Source organism: Actinorhabdospora filicis, assembly GCF_030269765.1.
In the GTDB taxonomy this organism is placed as follows: Bacteria; Actinomycetota; Actinomycetes; order Mycobacteriales; family Micromonosporaceae; genus Actinorhabdospora; species Actinorhabdospora filicis.
On sequence record NZ_BSTX01000001.1, the window covers coordinates 1,368,565 to 1,385,705 of the forward strand.

14 protein-coding genes are annotated in these 17,141 nt (G+C 71.1%); 7 read left to right on the forward strand and 7 right to left on the reverse strand.

The features are described 5' to 3' along the window. Window positions 1-2 precede the first annotated feature (2 nt). On the forward strand, window positions 3-890 hold the full coding sequence (gene sucD, locus QSK10_RS06275) for a succinate--CoA ligase subunit alpha (protein ID WP_285661641.1): 888 nt from the start codon (window positions 3-5) through the stop codon (window positions 888-890). Window positions 891-982: 92 nt separating this feature from the next. On the opposite strand, the gene QSK10_RS06280 is transcribed toward sucD, so the two are convergent. From QSK10_RS06280 to QSK10_RS06295, 4 genes are all read right to left on the reverse strand, one after another. Continuing rightward, window positions 983-1,168, reverse strand: a complete 186-nt coding sequence (locus tag QSK10_RS06280) for a hypothetical protein (RefSeq protein ID WP_285661642.1) — start codon at window positions 1,166-1,168, stop codon at window positions 983-985. Between the two features lie 62 nt (window positions 1,169-1,230). Further along, window positions 1,231-1,548: a helix-turn-helix domain-containing protein gene (locus QSK10_RS06285; protein ID WP_285661643.1), complete on the reverse strand. Its 318-nt coding sequence runs from the start codon at window positions 1,546-1,548 to the stop codon at window positions 1,231-1,233. Next, entirely contained in the window at window positions 1,545-1,925 is a 381-nt protein-coding gene (locus QSK10_RS06290) for a type II toxin-antitoxin system RelE/ParE family toxin (RefSeq protein WP_285661644.1), read from the reverse strand. The genes QSK10_RS06285 and QSK10_RS06290 overlap by 4 nt, the downstream gene beginning before the upstream one ends. 207 nt (window positions 1,926-2,132) lie before the next feature. After that, entirely contained in the window at window positions 2,133-2,420 is a 288-nt protein-coding gene (locus QSK10_RS06295) for a helix-turn-helix domain-containing protein (RefSeq protein WP_285661645.1), read from the reverse strand. Between the two features lie 136 nt (window positions 2,421-2,556). Here QSK10_RS06295 and QSK10_RS06300 point away from each other — a divergent pair, with 136 nt between their 5' ends. The 5 genes from QSK10_RS06300 to QSK10_RS06320 all read left to right on the forward strand — a co-directional run bounded on the left by QSK10_RS06300 (window position 2,557) and on the right by QSK10_RS06320 (window position 9,254). Continuing rightward, the gene (locus tag QSK10_RS06300) at window positions 2,557-3,861 is read left to right on the forward strand and encodes a cell division protein PerM (protein ID WP_285661646.1); all 1,305 of its coding nucleotides are present in this window, start codon (window positions 2,557-2,559) and stop codon (window positions 3,859-3,861) included. A 3-nt stretch (window positions 3,862-3,864) separates the two neighbouring features. Next, the gene (purN, locus tag QSK10_RS06305; RefSeq protein WP_285661647.1) at window positions 3,865-4,488 is read left to right on the forward strand and encodes a phosphoribosylglycinamide formyltransferase; all 624 of its coding nucleotides are present in this window, start codon (window positions 3,865-3,867) and stop codon (window positions 4,486-4,488) included. Then, on the forward strand, window positions 4,485-6,038 hold the full coding sequence (gene purH, locus QSK10_RS06310; RefSeq protein WP_285661648.1) for a bifunctional phosphoribosylaminoimidazolecarboxamide formyltransferase/IMP cyclohydrolase: 1,554 nt from the start codon (window positions 4,485-4,487) through the stop codon (window positions 6,036-6,038). The genes purN and purH overlap by 4 nt, the downstream gene beginning before the upstream one ends. 176 nt (window positions 6,039-6,214) lie before the next feature. Then, complete coding sequence (locus QSK10_RS06315; RefSeq protein WP_285661649.1) at window positions 6,215-7,369, forward strand: ROK family transcriptional regulator; 1,155 nt, start codon at window positions 6,215-6,217, stop codon at window positions 7,367-7,369. A gap of 88 nt (window positions 7,370-7,457) precedes the next feature. Then, the gene (locus tag QSK10_RS06320) at window positions 7,458-9,254 is read left to right on the forward strand and encodes a bifunctional metallophosphatase/5'-nucleotidase (protein WP_285661650.1); all 1,797 of its coding nucleotides are present in this window, start codon (window positions 7,458-7,460) and stop codon (window positions 9,252-9,254) included. A gap of 193 nt (window positions 9,255-9,447) precedes the next feature. Here the strand turns inward: QSK10_RS06320 and QSK10_RS06325 are convergent, their stop codons facing one another. Continuing rightward, the gene (locus QSK10_RS06325) at window positions 9,448-9,903 is read right to left on the reverse strand and encodes a hypothetical protein (protein WP_285661651.1); all 456 of its coding nucleotides are present in this window, start codon (window positions 9,901-9,903) and stop codon (window positions 9,448-9,450) included. A gap of 109 nt (window positions 9,904-10,012) precedes the next feature. Next, window positions 10,013-12,445 (reverse strand): glycoside hydrolase family 2 protein, encoded by a 2,433-nt coding sequence (locus QSK10_RS06330; protein WP_285661652.1) that lies wholly within the window; start codon window positions 12,443-12,445, stop codon window positions 10,013-10,015. 200 nt (window positions 12,446-12,645) lie between these two features. On the opposite strand from QSK10_RS06330, the gene QSK10_RS06335 reads away from it, so the two are divergent. Continuing rightward, window positions 12,646-13,704: a LacI family DNA-binding transcriptional regulator gene (locus QSK10_RS06335; RefSeq protein WP_285661653.1), complete on the forward strand. Its 1,059-nt coding sequence runs from the start codon at window positions 12,646-12,648 to the stop codon at window positions 13,702-13,704. 75 nt (window positions 13,705-13,779) lie between these two features. Here the strand turns inward: QSK10_RS06335 and QSK10_RS06340 are convergent, their stop codons facing one another. Beyond that, window positions 13,780-16,719 (reverse strand): S8 family peptidase, encoded by a 2,940-nt coding sequence (locus QSK10_RS06340; RefSeq protein WP_285661654.1) that lies wholly within the window; start codon window positions 16,717-16,719, stop codon window positions 13,780-13,782. Window positions 16,720-17,141: the final 422 nt, after the last annotated feature.

Genomic DNA, 17,141 nt, shown 5'->3' on the forward strand with positions numbered 1-17,141 from the left:
CGATGGCCATCTTCCTCAACGAGAACAGCAAGGTCATCGTCCAGGGCATGACCGGCTCCGAGGGCATGAAGCACACCCGCCGCATGCTCGCCGCGGGCACCAGCGTCGTCGGCGGCGTGAACCCCCGCAAGGCCGGTACCAAGGTCGACTTCGACGGCACCTCCCTGCCGGTGTTCGCCTCCGTCGCCGAGGCCATGGCCGAGACCGGCGCGGACGTATCGGTCGTCTTCGTTCCCCCGGCCTTCACCAAGGCCGCCGTGATCGAGGCCATCGACGCCGAGATCCCCCTCGCCGTGGTCATCACCGAGGGCGTCCCGGTCCACGACTCGGTCTCGTTCTGGGCCTACAACCAGGACAAGGGCGCCAAGACCCGCATCATCGGCCCCAACTGCCCGGGTCTGCAGTCTCCCGGCAAGGCCAACGCGGGCATCATCCCCGCCGACATCACCGGCGCCGGCAAGATCGGCCTGGTGTCCAAGTCCGGCACCCTGACCTACCAGCTGATGTACGAGCTCCGCGACATCGGCTTCTCCACCGCCGTCGGCATCGGTGGCGACCCCGTCATCGGCACCACCCACATCGACTGCCTCGCGGCTTTCGAGGCGGACCCGGAGACCGAGGCCATCGTGATGATCGGCGAGATCGGCGGCGACGCCGAAGAGCGCGCCGCCGACTTCATCAAGGCCAACGTCACCAAGCCCGTCGTCGCCTACATCGCCGGCTTCACCGCTCCCCCCGGCAAGACCATGGGCCACGCGGGCGCCATCATCTCCGGCTCCGCCGGCACCGCCGAGGCCAAGAAGGTCGCCCTGGAGGCGGCCGGCGTGAAGGTCGGCAAGACGCCTTCGGAGACCGCGAAGCTGATGCGCGAGGTCGTGGCGTCGCTTTAGGACGCGCGAGCACGAGTGATGAGGAAGCCCCGGGCCGGTGGTCCGGGGCTTTTTCACGGGTGGGGGTCGAGGTGTTCGCACATAACTCGCGATTATCGACGACGGTCGATCTCCCGGTCGGGCTCACACGGCGTGAGGCCGAGGTCCACACGTGCGCCGGGGCGCCTGGCGGCGTGATAGGCCACCACCGATTCAGCCACACCGGCCTCGATACCGGCGAGTTCTTCCTCGTCGAAGAGCTTGCGGCGAACGTCTTCCCAGTCGTAGAACGTGGTCATCGCACCTCCATCAGGCTGAACGAGTGAACCCGGCCCGGCATGACGCCGGCCTTTCTCACCGATCAGGCGATGAGCAGCCGCGTGGAACCGAAGTTCGCCACGACTTCCAGGGTTCCCCCCAGTGCGCTCACGTACGCGGCGATCGTGGCGATCTCGCTATTGGCGACCTGACCCCGCTCGATCGCCGAGACGCGCTCCTGCCGGACATGCAGGCGCTCGGCGAGTTGCTGCTGCGTCAGCCCGCGTTCCTTGCGCATCTCGACGAGTCGGGCGGCTCGGCTGATGGCGACGAGCTGAGCGGCCCCCGCCTCGATGTCGGCGAGATCCTCGTCGTCGAAGATCTCGTGCTTGGCGTCTTCCCAGTCAAGGAACTTGGTCATCGTTCGTCGTCTCCACCCGTGTCCAGTTGGTCGAGCCACTCCAAATAGAGAGCCTCCGCCTGAGGAATGGCCGTTGCGTACCAGGCATTCCAGCTCCCGGCCTTGTCACCGGCGACAAGAAGCACCGCGTTGCGAATCGGGTCGAAGACGAACAGGATCCTGACCTCACTTCGGCCTGCCGACGGCGGCCTCAGTTCCTTGAGGTTGTGCCAGTGCGAGCCCTTGACCCGATCGACCAGCGGTCGTCCCAAGGCCGGACCATCTTCCAGCAGTGCGGCCACGGCCCGCCCGACGAGTCGCGACGTTCGCCGATCGTCCTTTCGCAGGCGATGGAGCCATTCCTTCACGTCATCGGTCATCTTGAGCTGCCAGCTCATTCGACTCTCCAGTACTTCGAGATACTAGCATATCGAAGTACTGAACGAGCAAGATTCGAAAGAGTTACCGATTCGTCGGATTTGCGATAGAAGTTTCACGACCGCCGTGCCCGCCACATGTCACGATCGAACACCGGCGCCAGAGGCCCGGGAGGCGAGATCGCGCCCCCGCAACGCCCCACAGCCGCGAAAGCGTGCGGCAGTCCCCTAATCCAGCACCACCCACCGCCCCCCGAAGTCCGCCACCATCTCGAAGCTCCCCCCGAGCGCGCCCACGTACGCCCCCGTCACCCGTCCCGGGAGCGAGGCCGCGTCGCCGCGCTCGATCGCCGAGACCTCGTCCACGGTGATCCCGGCCAGGGACGCCGCCTCGCCCACGCTCAGCCCGCGCGATTCGCGCCGCTCGATGAGGCGGTGCGCGCGGAACAGGCGCGCCGCCGACTGCTCGACGGTCTCGGTCCCGATGCGGATCTCATGCCACGTGTCAGTACCCATGCCCTGACCAACGACGACGCGGCGACACCGGCCCACCTCTGTCGTGTACACGACATTGACATCCCCCGAACGATGCGTATATCGCCCCCGGCAGGCCGCCGCCCATTCGCGCGCTCATCCTGAGACACTTACCGCGATGACCGAGCAGAACCGGAATCGAGGCGCGCAACGCGACACCGCCAGGGTCGACGTGACGGGCGCGCGCAAACCGCGCGCCACGCAACGTGAGACCGTGCCCGTCACCCCGCGGCAGCGGGGCGGCCAGCAGCGGACGGTGGAGGTACGCACGCGCCCGAAACGGCCCCGCACGGCCGGATCGGTCTTCACCGCGGGCGCGGCGACGGTCGGGTGGGCGCTGCTGGTCACCGGCGCGCCGCTGATCGTGGCGGTCCTCGTCCCGTGGTTCATCGCCGGGCATCCCGGCGGCGTCTCGGACGCGGTGCGCGCCGCGGGCGCCGCGTGGCTGCTCGGCCACGGCGTCCCGGTCGGCATCGGCGGCGGGCTCATCGGGCTCACGCCGCTGCTCATCACCGCGCTGCTCGCCTGGCGCGCGTACCGCGCGGGCGCCAACACCGCCCGGGCCATCGGCGCGCGCGACGCCGCCGCGATCCGCTCGGTGCTGCTGGCCGTCGTGCCGCCCTACACGCTCATCGCGGTCATCGTGGCCGCGCTCGTCGACGGCGGCCTCTTCCACGTCTCCGTCCCCCGAAGTGCGCTGCACGCCGCGGTGTTCGCCACCGCGCTGGCGCTGCTGGGCGCGCTGCGCGAATCGGGCGTCGGGCGCCGCCGGTGGACGCGGACGCCGGTGTGGCTGCAACGCGGCGCCTCCGCCGGGCTCATCGCCGCGCTCATCATGCTCGCCGGCGGCGCGCTCGCCGTCGGCATCTCACTGGCCGCCAACGGCAAGGCCGCCCGGCAGATGCTGGAGGGCTACGGCACCGGCGCGATCGGCGTCGGCCTGATCTGCCTGCTGTTCGTGCCCACCGTCGCCATCTGGGCCACCTCCTACCTGCTCGGGCCGGGCTTCGCCTTCGGCGCCGGGACCCGCGTCAGCCTCGTCGACGTCGTCCTCGGGCCCGTCCCGAACGTGCCACTGCTGGCGGCGTTCCCGACGCAGCCCGCGCCCTCCTACGCCAGCTTCATCCTCGGCGTCCCCGTCGTCGCCGGGGTCATCCTGGGCGTCTTCCTCACCCGCCGCAGCGGCGACCTGCGCGTCGGCAAACTCCTGCTGGCCGCGCTCACCGCCGGGCTCGTCGCCGGGGCCGTCATCGCCCTCGCCTGCCTGGCCGCCACCGGGCCCCTCGGCACCGGGCGGCTCGCCGAGATCGGGCCCCGGGTGTGGCTCAGCGCACTCGCCGCCGCCGGGACCGTCACCGTCGCGGCAGGTATCGGCACGCTCGCCACCCGTGCGCTGCTGGGACGCGACCGAAAGTTAAGGTAGGCCGTGACCTCCCCCGCGCGGCTCGCCGTCCTCATCTCCGGTTCCGGCACGAACTTGCAGGCCCTCCTGGAAGCCTGCGCCGACCCCGCCTACGGCGCGACCGTCGTCGCCGTCGGAGCCGACCGGGAGAACATCGCCGGACTCGACATCGCCGCCGCCGCGGGCGTCCCCACCTTCGTGCACCGGGTGAAGGATTACGCCGCCCGCGCCGACTGGGACGCCGCCGTCACCGCGTCCGTCGCCTCCTTCGAACCCGACCTGGTCATCAGCGCCGGATTCCTGAAGATCCTCGGCGAGGGCTTCCTGTCCCGCTTCGACGGCCGCTACATCAACACCCACAACTCCCTCCTGCCGTCCTTCGCGGGCATGCACGGCCCCGGGGACGCCTTCGAGGCGGGCGTCAAGCTCGCCGGGGCCACCCTCTTCTTCTGCGACGCGGGCGTCGACACCGGCCCGATCATCGCGCAGGTGGCGGTGCCCGTCCTCGACGACGACACGGTCGAGACCCTGACCGAACGCATCAAAGTGGCCGAACGCCGGCAGCTCGTCGACTCCGTCGGTGTGATGGTGCGCGACGGCTGGACCGTGACCGGACGCAAAGTAACCCTCGGACGGAAGAGCGCATGAGCGACGTACGCAAACCCATCACCCGTGCCCTGATCAGCGTCTACGACAAGACCGGCCTGGAGGAGCTCGCCCGCGGCCTGCACGCCGGCGGCGTGGCGATCGTGTCCACCGGGTCCACCGCCGCCACCATCGAGTCCTACGGCGTCCCCGTCACCAAGGTCGAGGAGCTCACCGGGTTCCCCGAGTGCCTCGACGGCCGCGTGAAGACGCTGCACCCGCGCGTCCACGCCGGGCTGCTGGCCGACCTGCGGCTGGAGACCCACCGCGCGCAGCTGGCCGAGCTCGACGTCGAGCCCTTCGACCTGCTGATCAGCAACCTCTACCCGTTCCAGCAGACGATCGCCTCCGGCGCCTCCTTCGACGAGTGCATCGAGCAGATCGACATCGGCGGACCGGCGATGGTGCGCTCCTCGGCCAAGAACCACGCCAACGTCGCCGTCGTCACCTCGCCCGCCGAGTACGGCGAGGTCCTCGAAGCCGTCGCCCTGGGCGGGTACACGCCGAACGAGCGCGGGCGCCTGGCCGCCACCGCCTTCCAGCACACCGCGACCTACGACGCCGCCGTCGCCTCCTGGATGGCGCTGCAGACCTCCGACGGCTTCCCGCCCTTCGTCGGGCACGCGCTGGCGCTGGAGAAGACCCTGCGCTACGGCGAGAACCCGCACCAGTCGGCCGCCCTGTACAACGACCCGCAGGCCCCGGCCGGGCTCGCGCAGGCCGAGCAGCTGGGCGGCAAGGAGATGTCCTACAACAACTACGTCGACGCCGACGCCGCCTGGCGTTCCGCGCACGACTTCGACGCGCCCTGCGTGGCGATCATCAAGCACGCCAACCCGTGCGGCATCGCCGTGGGCGCCGACCTCGTCGAGGCCCACCGCAAGGCCCACGAGTGCGACCCGGTCAGCGCCTTCGGCGGCGTGATCGCCACCAACGGCGAGGTGACGCTGGAGCTGGCCGAGCAGATCCGGCCGATCTTCACCGAGGTCATCGTGGCGCCCTCCTACCAGCCCGAGGCGCTGGAGCTGCTGCGCAGCAAGAAGAAGGACCTGCGGATCCTGCGGGCTCCGAAGTGGACGCCCGAGCCGGTGGAGTTCAAGCAGATCTCCGGCGGTGTGCTCGGCCAGACGCCCGACCGCAACAACGCCGAGGGCGACGACCCGGCCAACTGGAAGCTCATCGCCGGTCCCGCCGCCGACGCGGCCACCCTGGCCGACCTGGCCTTCGCCTGGCACGCGGTGCGCTCGGTCAAGTCGAACGCGATCCTGCTGGTCAAGGACGAGGCCACCGTCGGCGCCGGCATGGGCCAGGTCAACCGCGTCGACGCCGCCCGCCTCGCCGTCTCCCGCGCCGGTGAGGACCGCGCGCGCGGCTCGGTGGCCGCCTCCGACGCGTTCTTCCCGTTCCCCGACGGCGCCGAGGTGCTCATCGAGGCCGGGGTGAAGGCCATCGTCCAGCCCGCCGGTTCCATCCGCGACGAGCTCGTCATCGCCGCCGCCGAGGCGGCCGGGGTGACCATGTACGCCACCGGATCGCGGCACTTCTACCACTAAGCAGCCACAGCACTTGATCAACCACAGCACCTCATGAACCACAGCACTTGATCAAACACAGTGGACGGGCCGGGCGATCGCCCGGCCCGTTTCGCTTCCTCTCAACGATGGAGCCACGCACCGCCATGGCGTGATCACCCTCAGGCCGCCGGCCGGGCGTCCCGTACCGTGCAGGGATGCGCGATGGAACCGGCGCCGACCTGCGGCAGCTCCGCCACCTGAACGAGCGCGCCGTGCTGGCCGCCGTCCGGGGCGGCGGGCGCAGCATGCGCGTCGCCGACATCGTCGCCGCCAGCGGACTGGGCCGGACCGTGGTCGAGCAGGTCCTGTCGGGGCTCGCCGAACGCGGCTGGCTGGCCGAGGAACAGGCCGCCGTGCTGGGACCGGGACGTCCCGCGCGGGCCTTCCGCTTCCGCGCCGAGGCGGGCGCGGTCGGCGGCCTGGACGTGGGCGCGCACGGGATCCGGGCCGTGGTCACCGATCTGGCCGGACGGGTGCTGGGCGGCGCGCGGACGGCGGTGCGCCCGGCGATGTCCAGAGTGGAGCGGCTGGAGAACGCGCGCACCACCCTCGCCGCCGCCGCCAAGGAGGCCAAGGCGAAGCGGCCGTGGGCGATCGGGGTCGCCACCACCGGCCAGGTCGACCGGGACGGGCGGGTCCTGCGCTGCAACGCCATCCGCGACTGGGCCGGACTGGCGCTGCCCGCGCAGTTCCGGGCCCCGATCGTGGCCGCCGACAACGACAGCCAGCTCGCCGCGATGGCCGAATGCCGCTGGGGAGCCGCCGCCGACGCCCCCGACTTCGTGCTGCTCCAGGCGGGCCGCCGCACCGGCATGGCGCTGGTGCTGGACGGCACGCCCCGGCGCGGGTTCCACGCCGCCGCCGGGGATCTGTCCCACCTGCCGTTCGTGCGCTGGGAGGCCGCGATCGAGCACCTGCACCGCTGCCCGGACGTCCCAGCGTCCCTGCCGCTGCCCGAACGCGCCGAGCGCGCCTTCGCCGAGGCGCGCGCGGGCAGGCGGCACGCTCGTTCGGCCGTCCGGCGCTATGTCGCGGCGATGGCGGCGGCGGCCGCGACGGCCGTGGCGATCGCCGATCCGCGCCTGCTGGTGCTGGGCGGGACGCTGTCGCGCTCGGCGGACGTGATCCTGCCGCGCCTGGCCGAGGAGCTGGCCAAGATGTGCGCGGTGGTCCCCGAGCTGCGCGCATCCACTCTGGACGCCGACAGCGCGGCCCTCGGCGGGGCGGCCCTGGCGCTGGACCGGCTGGAGGCGCGGCTCCTGGCGCCCTCCCGGGGTCCGCTACCCGATCTCGGCGTGAACAGCCTCTGAAGATCGACCCCACGCTCTTGACGGCGAGGTCTGCGCTCAATAACGTCGGGCCCCGACAGAATTCCACCGCCCCCGGAAGGCCGTCCCGATGCATCCCGACAAGATCCGCCGCAGAACCTTCCTCACCGCCGCGGGGGCGATCGCCACCGCCACCGCCGTCGGCGACCTCGCCGTGGCCACCCCGGCCGCCGCCGAGAGCGCCGACGAGTACGTCGACGTCCAGCTCCTGAACATCACCGACTTCCACGGCTACATGCAGCCGCCCTCGGCCGGTTCCGGTGGCGTCATCACCGGCGCGGACGGCGTGAAGCTCACCGTCGGCGGCGCCGGGTACATCGCCACGCACCTGAAGCGGCTGCGCGAGGGGAAGAAGAACTCGATCTTCTTCTCCTCCGGCGACAACTTCGCCGGCTGGCCCTTCGAGACCGACGCCCACGCCAACGAGCCGACCATCGAGGTCCTGAACGCGCTGGGCCTGGACTTCACCACCGTCGGCAACCACGAGCTGGACAAGACCGCCGACTTCCTCATCAAGCACATGGAGAAGGGCCGCCCCTGGCCGGTCGTGGGCCGCGACAACAGCTTCCTCGACTCCACCGGCACCCGCTTCCGCGGCGCCGACTTCCGCTTCTACAGCGGCAACATCGTCTGGGCCGATACGGAGAAGACCGTCGTCCCGCCGTACAACATCGAGTGGGTCGACGCCGGGCACGGGCGCAAGCTGCCCGTCGGCTTCATCCACCTCACCGTCGAGGACACCCCGGTCGGCTCCACGTCCTACCAGCCCTCGATGAAGGCCCTCGACGACATCGCCACCGCCAACAAGTACGCGGCCCTGCTGAAGAAGAAGGGCGTGCACGCCATCATCGTCAACATCCACGACGGCGGCGTGGCGGGCAACGACTACAACGCGGGCACCGACCCGTCCGGCCCGGTCTTCGAGCTGGCCGCCAAGGCCTCCCCCGACATTGCCGCGATCGTGACCGGGCACTGGCACTGCCGCTTCAACATGATGCTGCCCGACCCCAGCGGCGTGCTGCGGCCCATCACCGAGGCGGGCAACCACGGGCAGGTCATCACCGAGATCAACCTGAAGCTGGACCGCAAGACCGGCCACGTGATCCGCGAGCTGACCCGCTCCACCAACCACGCCATGACCCGGGACGTGCCGCTGGACCCCGAGGTCCAGTACATCGCCGACTACTGGTCGGCGCAGGGCAAGCGCCGCTACGCCACGCCGCTGGCGCGCGTCACCGCCGACTTCACCCGCGCCCAGGACGCCTCGGGCGAGTCCACGATGGGCAACCTGGCCGCCGACTATCTCCTGTGGAGCGCCAATCAGAACCCCGACGGCGAGGCCGATCTGGCGCTGATCGCGACCAAGCCGGTCAAGGGCTCGGTGGCCATCGCCGCCGATCTGCTGTTCGCCAAGGGCACCAACCCCTCCGACACCGACGGGCAGATCCTGTTCGGCGAGGCCTGGAACGCCATCGGCTACGGCAACCCGGTACTGACCGTGACGCTGCCCGGCGCCAAGCTGCTGGAGGTGCTGGAGCAGCAGTGGCAGGCGCAGCCCGACGGTACGGTGAAGTTCGCGCCGCTGGCCGTCTCGGAGAACGTGTCCTATGTGTACGACCTGAGCCGCCCGGCGGGTGCGCGCATCGGCGCGGACGCGGTCCGGATCGGCGGCGAACCACTCGATCCGGACCGCGAATACCGGGTGGCGGCCCTCGCGTACACCCTGATCGGGGCGGACGGTTACGGCGCGTTCTCCGGGTTCATGAACCCGGTCCGGGGCGAGCGCGACCGTGAGGGATTCATCGCCTATCTCCGCGCGCACCCGGTGATCACTCCGGCGCCACTGGGGAGGGCTGCGCCGAAGTAGTCGCTGAACCATCCCGGGCGCGCGGCCCGCGCGCGCCCGGGATGATCTCGTTCCCCGCCCTCTCCGGCCCTGTCCCGGGCCGGAGAAGCCTCATCGTCCTTCTCCCGGGCGCGGGACGGCCGTGCCGCCGTCCCGCGCCCTTGGGAGAGAGGATGCCGGTGGGACCCGCCCACGTGGGTCCCACCGCCCCCGTTCACCCGTCTGTGCGGGTGAAGTCCATGGTCCAGTTGGTCTCCCAGGTGTCGCCGCCGTCGGCGGAGTAGTCCTGTACCCAGCCGAAGGCGTCGGGGCCGTGGGAGTGCCAGAGGTTGCGGACCAGTACCGGCCGGCCGTCGTGTTCGGTCTCGCCGTAGAAGACGCCGTCGCCGTCGTTGATCTTGCCGACGACGGGCTCGGAGAGGACGCCGTCGTCGCCGCGGACCCAGTAGAGGGACCATTCGCCGGACTTGGCGTCGCGCAGGCCGAGGGTCATGCCGGTGGAGTTCTTGGTCGGGAAGTCCATCTCGTCGGCCATCGCCGCGCCGCCGAGGAGCCAGGTGCAGACCGAGGTGGCCGGGAACTCCTCCCACTCCTCGACATCGGCGAGCCAGACGGTCCGACGGCGGTTGGCCACCGACCAGGTGCCGGTGAAGAAGTCGAATTCGCTCATGCCGAAAGACTCGGCGGTGATGCTGCCATTGGCTGTCAGGGTTTCGGTAACGCTTCGGGCGCGGGGGCCGGCCGGCTCCCGCGCCCGATGGGCCGGTGGTGCCCGGGTGTCAGTCGTTGGCGCAGCGCAGGACGGGCGCGGCGCCGAAGTCGGCCGGGTCGAGTCCGGCGGGTCCGGTGACGGTGAAGGTGTGGCTCTCGCCCGGAAGCAGCGTGACGAGGGCGGTGTCGGCTTCGCAGGCGGGGTGCACGCGGTCGGGGAACAGGGTGAGGTCGCGCAGGAGGCTTCCGGCGGTGACGCGGACGGTGTAGCCGCCGGGGACTTCGGCGGCGGTGACGCCGAAGGTGGCCGCCGGGTGGTCCAGGTCCTTGTCGCGGTCGAAGAACCACCAGGCGCGCTGCCCGGCGAACTCGGCCAGCAGCAGTTCGGCGCGGGCGTCGTCGGGCCGGGTCAGGTCGGCGGGGAGTTCGAGGGCCGCGCCGCCGCGGGCGGCGGCGTGCAGTGGCGCGTCGTGTTTGGCCAGCACGCGGCCGTCGAAGTCACGGCGGGTGACGGCGACCTCGCCGACGAGGTCCTCGCCGGTGTCGTTGAGTCCGAAGAGGACGACGTCGTCCCCGCGGCGCTGGAAGGTGAGCAGCCGTTCGGCGTGTGCGTCGCGCAGGGCGTACCAGAGGGGCTTGCGGCGTCCGTCGCCGTCCACCGCGGCCCACGACGTCACCGGCCAGCAGTCATTGAGCTGCCACATGATCGTGCCGGTGCACAGCGGCCACAGGGACCGGAAGTGGGTGATGCCGAGGGCGAGCGCGCGGGCCTGGTTGAGCTGGGTGAGCCAGTGCCAGTCGTCGAAGTCGCGGGGTGGCCGGAAGTGCGCGTCCAGGCCGCGCTTGAGTTTGGCGTCGCCGCCGATGGCCTTCTGGTGGTGGGCCATGCCGGGTGAGTCGGGGGCGAGTTCGGGGTCCGATATGGACCGTCGCAGGGTCGCGTGCGCGGGTGGCGCCTGGTAGCCGAACTCGGCGGCGAAGCGGGGGCGGTAGTCGAGGTAGCGGGTGTAGTCGTCGGTGTTCCACACGTCCCAGATGTGGGTGGTGCCGTGTGCGGGGTCGTTGGGGTGGATGTCGCGGGTTCCGGCGTAGGGGCTGCCGGGCCAGTAGGGGCGGGTGGGGTCGAGTTCGGCGACGACGGCGGGCAGGACCTCGAAGTAGTACCCGGCGCCCCAGGTGCGGTCGCCGAGTGCCTCGATCCAGTCCCAGTCCTGATGCCCCCACAGGTTTTCGTTGTTGCCGGTCCACACGACCAGGCTCGGGTGGGAGGCGAGCCGGGCGACGTTGTCGCGGGCCTCGGCGGTCACCTCGGCGGCGAGCGGTTCCTCTTCGGGGTAGGCGGCGCAGGCGAAGAGGAAGTCCTGGCCGATGAGGACGCCGAGTTCGTCGGCGAGGTCGTAGAAGTTGTGGGACTCGTAGATGCCGCCGCCCCAGACGCGCAGGAAGTTGATCCCGGCCTCGGTGGCCTGGCGGAACCGGTCGGCGAGGCGGTCGCGGGTGATGCGCGCGACGAAGACGTCGTCGGGGATCCAGTTGGCGCCGCGTACCAGGATCGGCCGGTCGTTGACCAGGACGGTGTAGGGCGTGCCGTGCTCGTCGGGTTCGGTGTCGAGGCCGACGGTGCGGAAGCCGATCCGGCGGGACCAGGCGTCCAGCTCGGTGTCTCCCTTGTGGAGGGTGACGGTGAGGTCGTGGAGCGGCTGGGCGCCGTGCCCGCGCGGCCACCAGGTCTGGGCGCCGGGGACGGCGAGGTCGGCGGTGATCGTGGTGGCGCCCTCGGGGACGGCGAGGAGCGCCGACGCCCCGGCGACGGCCACGCGCACCTCCAGCCCGGCGGGCGCGGGGGCGGGCAGGTCGGCCTCGACGCGGACGCGCCAGCCCTCGTCGTCGCGGTGGGTCTGGGGACGGACGCGCTCAAGCCGGGCCAGCGACCACTCGTGCAGCGCGATGTCGCGCCAGATCCCGGCGGTCACCAGGGTCGGGCCCCAGTCCCAGCCGAAGTTGCAGGCGTTCTTGCGGATGAAGTTGAACGGTTCGGGGTAGGCGTTGGGACGGTCGCCGAGCCAGTCGCGCAGCCGCTCGGCGTAGGCGTAGGCGGAGTCGAAGCGGACCGCGAGGGTGTTCTCGCCCTCGCGGAGCAGGTGCCGCACGGGGAAGCGGTACTCGCGGTGCATGTTCGCCGTGCGGCCGACCTCGACGTCGTTGACCGTGACGGTGGCGACGGTGTCCAGCCCGGCGCACACCAGGTCCACATCGGAGGCTCCGGTGTCGTGCCAGGTGAAGGCGGTCTCGTAGTGCCAGTCGGCGCGGCCGATCCAGGCCAGCGCGGTCTCGTTGGCGTCGAGGTAGGGGTCGGGGATGAGCCCGGCGGCGAGCAGGTCGGTGTGCACGCAGCCGGGGACGGTGGCCGGCACCGTCGCGGTGGCGATCGGCGCGGGCACGTCGGAGCCGGTCGCGGCGGTCAGCCGCCAGCCGGTCCGCAGGGGCAGAAGCTGGCTCATGGTGCTCCTCGGAGGGGATCGGGACGAGGTGCGAGACAAGGTTGTCCGGGCAGCCTACTGAACCGGGTAAGCACCCGGTCCGGCCGGTCACCCGCGTCCCCCGTGACGTGAACCTACCGCCCCGGGCCGGGGATGAGGGCGTTCCGGGCACACCGGGGTAGTTTTGACGGCACAGCTCAACCGGTGAACCGGAGAACCCCGTGACCCACCCCGCCCGGCGCCTCTCCCACCGACGCCCGACCATCGCCGACATCGCCCGGCGGGCGGGAGTGTCGAAGGGCGCGGTCTCCTACGCCCTCAACGGGCGCCCCGGCGTGTCCGAGGAGACCCGCCGCCGCATCCTGGCCATCGCCGCCGAGGTCGGCTGGCAGCCCAACAGCGCCGCCCGCACGCTCTCCGGCGCCCTGTGCAACGTGGTCGGCCTGGCCCTGTCGCGCCCGGCGCGCGTCCTGGGCATCGAGCCGTTCTTCATGGCCCTGGTCAGCGGGCTGGAGGCCGAACTCCACGCCCACGACTACGGGCTGACCCTCCAGATCGCCGACGGGCACGCCTCCGAGCTGGCGGTCTACCGGCGCTGGTGGGCCGAGCGGCGCGTGGACGGCGTGCTCGTGTGCGACCTGCGCGTGGACGACCCGCGCGTCCCGGTGCTGGAGGAGCTCGGCCTGCCCGCGGTGGTCATCGGCGGCCCGGGCCACACCGGCGACCTGACCAGCGTGTGGGCCGACGACTCGGCGCCGCTCACCGAGACCGTGGAGTACCTCTACGCCCTCGGGCACCGCCGGATCGCGCACGTGGCCGGGCTGTCGGAGCTGCTGCACACGCGCGTGCGGACCGCCGCCTTCCACGAGGTGACCTCGCGGCTGGGCCTGAGCGACGCGATCACGCTGTCCTCGGACTACACCGGCGAGGCCGGGGCGCGCATCACCCGGCGGCTGCTCAGTTCCCCCAACCGGCCCACCGCGATCGTCTACGACAACGACATCATGGCCGTGGCCGGGCTGTCGGTGGCGCAGGAGCTGCGGGTGGACGTGCCGGGCGAGCTGTCCATAGTGGCCTGGGACGACTCCCCGCTGTGCCGGCTGACCCACCCCGCGCTCACCGCCCTCGGCCGCGACATCCCCGCCTATGGCGCGCTGGCCGCCCGGCGGCTGCTGGACGTCATCTCCGGCGCCGCGCCCGCCGCCCACCGCGACGCCCCCGCCGAGCTCACCATCCGCGGCAGCACCGGCGCGCCGGACGCGAAACGGGCCACCCGGTAGACCGGGCGGCCCGCTCCTCCACGGACCGGGCCACCGCGCGGGCGGCCCGGCCATGCTCGTCCGATATGGACGGTCCTATGTGGTGACGGTGACCGGGACGCGGGCGATCTCGGCGCCGGTGCCGTCGGTGAGGACGACCACGCCGTAGTAACGGCGTCCGGCGAGGAGACCGGTCCAGGAACCGGTGACAGTGAAGGCCTTGTCGACCGTCACGTACTGGCTCGCCGGGCTCAGCGAGAGGTTGCCCTCGTTGCCCCCGAGCGACACCGCGTGCAGCTTCCCGTCGACGGGTTCACCCCGCGGCGAGTCGAACAGGTCGACGAAGACCACGTAGGTCGCGCCGCCGGGCAGGCTCACGTGCTCGGTCGCGCCCTCCGAACCGGAGGTCGGGCCGGCCGTCAGCGAACCGTCGGCGTTCTTCACGTAGGCGTACAGGTCGATGTCGGTGCCGGTCTCGTACTCGTTGTCGAAGGTGTCGACGAGTCCGGTCTTACCGGCGGGAACGGTGACCTCGACCTTCTTGGTGTGGTCGCTCTCCACCGGCGCGTTGGTGGGGAAGCCCTCCGACTGCGGGTTGGACAGGGCCACGTGGCTGGTGTTGTCCAGGCCGAGGCCGATGACCGACGCGTTCAGCTGACCGGCGTAACCGGACACACCGTTGATCGCGACCGAACCGGTGACGCCCTTGCCGGCGACCTCCTTCGGCGTGGCGACCGCGCCCGGCTTCAGCACGACGGGGCTGCGCACGACGTGCCCGCTGAGGTCCTTCCAGGTGTACGAGCCCGAGGTCCACACGCCGAGGGCGGCGTCGGTCCGGGTGATCGTGATCTTGAAGGACGCCGACTGGCCGGGACGCAGCACCAGCGAGGTCGGGCTGATGGTCATCTTGGTGCCCTTGGGCGCCTCGGTGACCGCGAAGTACGTGCTGGTCGACTTGCCGACGTTGGTGACGGTACGGGTGACCGTCTCGGCCTTGACGAAGTTCCCGATCGAGACCGACGGGTAGTTCAGCTGCGTCGGGTCGATCGTGTTGCCGTCCTGGGCGCACACGTCGGGGAACTTGACCTGGAGCTCACCGATGCCGCAACCCCACGCCAGCCAGTCGTCCTGGTCGGAGTTGTAGACCAGACCCGGGTCGAAGGCCAGGCTCGGGCGGACGTGCCCGGAGCCGTAGTCGAAGACCGTGGCGTCGTGGCCCGCGCGCTGGATCGGCTTGCCCTGGTTGTCCAGCGTGGTCGCGGTGGTCATCAGCGCCGACTTGACCATCATCGGGGTCCAGTCGGGGTGCTTGCCCTTCACCAGCGCGGCGATGCCGGCGATGTGCGGGCTGGACATCGAGGTGCCCTGCGCGGAGGCGAAGTTCGCGCCACCGTTGCCCGCGGGGGCGTAGGCGGCGATGACGTCCACACCGGGCGCGGTGATGTCCGGCTTCAGCAGGTCGCCGCCACCGGCGATGGCGGGACCGGCCGAGGAGAAGTCGGCCATGGTCGGCGCGCGGTCCGGCGCGTAGACCCCGGGCGCCAGCGCGCCGGTCGGGGTCGCCGAACCCGCCAGGTAGTCGAGGACCTTCTGGGCCTCGGCGGCGGTCAGGTGCACCGACGGGACGGCGTGGAAGTCGGACGCGATGTCCTGGCCACCGCCGACGATGTTCCGCAGGATCATGCCGACACCGCCGGCGTTCTTGACCTCCTGCGACTTGTCGGTGCGCGCGTTGGTGCCGCGCTGGCAGACCACGAGCTTGCCCGCGGCCTTGGCCGGGTCGAGCGTCCCGAGGAAGCACAGGTTGGCCTCGGCGACCGACGAACCCGCCTTGGCGATGTCCTTGGACTGGACGATCGGCGAGCTGGGCAGGCCGCTGCCGCGACCCGCGCCGACGGCGGTGACGCCGTTGCCGAGGGTCAGGGTGGTGGAGTACGCGCGGCCGTGGGTGCTGGCGGCGACCGTCGTGGTCCACGGGGTGTTGTGGTTGACGGTGCTGCCCGGGCCGTCGTTGCCGGCCGAGTTCGCCACGAAAACGCCCGCCGCGGCGGCGTTGAAGTAGGCGGTCTGGACGGCGGTGAAGGCGACGGTGTTGGAGCCGCTGATGGAGAAGTTGATGACGTCCACACCGTCGTTGACGGCGTCCTCGATGGCCGCGACCGAGTTGGCGGCGTTGGCACCGCAGTTACCGGTCGGGCGGCGCCAGCAGACCTTGTAGATGGCCAGGCGCGCGGCCGGGGCCATACCCGAGATCTTGCCGACGTTCTGGCCGCCGATGATGGCGTCGACGCCGTTGTTGCCCGCCGCGGTGGACGCGGTGTGCGAGCCGTGGCCGTGGTAGTCGCGCGGGGAGTCGAACTCCTCGGGGACGGCGGTCACGTTGTTCTTGTACCAGCGAGCGCCGATGACCTTGTTGTTGCAGGCGACGTCCTTGGTGGGGTCGCCGGTGGTGCCGGTCTGGCACGTGCCGTTCCACTTGGCGTCGATGATCGCCTGGTCGGGACGCGGCTCGGGCAGCGCCCCGAAGGCGCCGTTCTCCGGGACGTAGCCGGAGTCGATGACGCCGACGATGACGCCCTCACCGGCGTGCTCCACGCCCTGGTACTGCTTCTGCCAGACGCCGTTGGAGCCGGTCAGGCCGAGGAAGTCGGGGGTGGTGACGGTGTCGTCCTCGAACTCCTCGTCGGGGTAGATCCCCTTGACGCCCTTGGTCTTGGCCAGGGTCGCCGCCTCGGACGCGCTCAGCTCGGCGGTGAAGCCGTTGAACACGGTGTCGTAGGTGCGGCTCACCTCGGCGCCCGGCACGATCGCCAGGACGTCGTTGCGAAGCGCGGCGAGGTAGTTGCGGTAGCGCTTGACGGCGAATCCGTCCGGGTTCAGCCGGTCGCCGTCCTTGGGCTGGGTGGCGCTGAGACCGGCGACGTCACCCTCGTAGCTGGACGCGGGCGCCTGCTCCAGTTCCACGATGTAGCGCCCGGCGGTGTAGGTCGTGGGAGGCGTGCTCGTGCCCTCCCCCGCCGCGGCAGCGCCCGGCACGGAGAGGAAAGCGGCGGTCGTGATGACCGCGGTCGCAATGCTTAAAGTCGCCGGCGATCTCCGGCCCGGGAACATTTTCGAGGACACAGATGTGCACCCTCCGTTTGAGTGACTGCTCCCCCGGGAGCAGACGCGCCGGGGCAGGGCGCGCGCCCGAAGCCTAGGCCGGACGATCGACCGATGTAAATCAACCGAAGGGCCGGGGAGCCCGTGGTGAGGGCCTTGGAGGACGCCGCGAGGACGGGGAGAGGACGACGTCCCAGGTGGCAACGCGCCGATGTCCCGAGGGTGAACGCCGATGCGAGGGATAACCCTCATACGGCTCGCGACGGCACCCTGAATGGTGTTCGTCCCCATTGGAGTCGCGCAATTGGCCGCCATTCGCCGAATTCGCTCGATCCCGTGCCACCGAACCGATTCAC

What these genes read in the sequence shown, in the direction of transcription:
- sucD (WP_285661641.1), top strand. Translation starts at nt 3, where the DNA reads ATGGCCATCTTCCTCAACGAGAACAGCAAGGTCATCGTCCAGGGCATG.
- QSK10_RS06280 (WP_285661642.1), bottom strand. Translation starts at nt 1,168, where the DNA reads ATGACCACGTTCTACGACTGGGAAGACGTTCGCCGCAAGCTCTTCGAC.
- QSK10_RS06285 (WP_285661643.1), bottom strand. Translation starts at nt 1,548, where the DNA reads ATGACCAAGTTCCTTGACTGGGAAGACGCCAAGCACGAGATCTTCGAC.
- QSK10_RS06290 (WP_285661644.1), bottom strand. Translation starts at nt 1,925, where the DNA reads ATGAGCTGGCAGCTCAAGATGACCGATGACGTGAAGGAATGGCTCCAT.
- QSK10_RS06295 (WP_285661645.1), bottom strand. Translation starts at nt 2,420, where the DNA reads ATGGGTACTGACACGTGGCATGAGATCCGCATCGGGACCGAGACCGTC.
- QSK10_RS06300 (WP_285661646.1), top strand. Translation starts at nt 2,557, where the DNA reads ATGACCGAGCAGAACCGGAATCGAGGCGCGCAACGCGACACCGCCAGG.
- purH (WP_285661648.1), top strand. Translation starts at nt 4,485, where the DNA reads ATGAGCGACGTACGCAAACCCATCACCCGTGCCCTGATCAGCGTCTAC.
- QSK10_RS06315 (WP_285661649.1), top strand. Translation starts at nt 6,215, where the DNA reads ATGCGCGATGGAACCGGCGCCGACCTGCGGCAGCTCCGCCACCTGAAC.
- QSK10_RS06320 (WP_285661650.1), top strand. Translation starts at nt 7,458, where the DNA reads ATGCATCCCGACAAGATCCGCCGCAGAACCTTCCTCACCGCCGCGGGG.
- QSK10_RS06325 (WP_285661651.1), bottom strand. Translation starts at nt 9,903, where the DNA reads ATGAGCGAATTCGACTTCTTCACCGGCACCTGGTCGGTGGCCAACCGC.
- QSK10_RS06330 (WP_285661652.1), bottom strand. Translation starts at nt 12,445, where the DNA reads ATGAGCCAGCTTCTGCCCCTGCGGACCGGCTGGCGGCTGACCGCCGCG.